2 pseudogenes are annotated in these 388 nt (G+C 69.1%); both read left to right on the forward strand.

Going from position 1 to position 388, the window contains the following annotated elements:
• A pseudogene (locus tag EXE45_RS18220) lies at window positions 1-141 on the forward strand (sugar phosphate isomerase/epimerase); the annotation flags it as partial.
• Window positions 142-166: 25 nt separating this feature from the next.
• Window positions 167-388 (forward strand): annotated as a pseudogene (locus EXE45_RS18225) (gfo/Idh/MocA family oxidoreductase); the annotation flags it as partial.

Consider the following 388-nt stretch of genomic DNA (forward strand, 5'->3'; position numbering starts at 1 on the left):
ATGGTCGGCTACGAGGGCGCGCTGTCGATCGAACACGAGGACTCGCTCACCTCGGCGCGCGAGGGGTTAGAGAAGGCGGTCGACGTGCTCGACCGCGCGGTCTTCGAGACGGAGCCGGGCGACGCGTACTGGGCGGAGTGAGGCGGCGACCAAGGAATCCACGACAATGACCGACGAACCACTGCGGATCGGCGTACTGGGGTATCGATTCATGGGCAAGGCGCACGCGAACGCGCTGGCGCGGCTCCCGATGTTCTTCCCGGACGCGCCCGAGGTCGAGCGGCACACGCTCGTCGGGCGCGACGAGGAAGCGCTGGCCGAGGCGGCGGAGCGGTTCGGCTTCGCGAACACCGCGACCGACTGGGAGGCGGTGATCGACGAGGTGGAC

The sequence above is a fragment of the Halorubrum sp. SP9 genome (assembly GCF_005435015.1).
GTDB lineage: Archaea > Halobacteriota > Halobacteria > Halobacteriales > Haloferacaceae > Halorubrum > Halorubrum sodomense.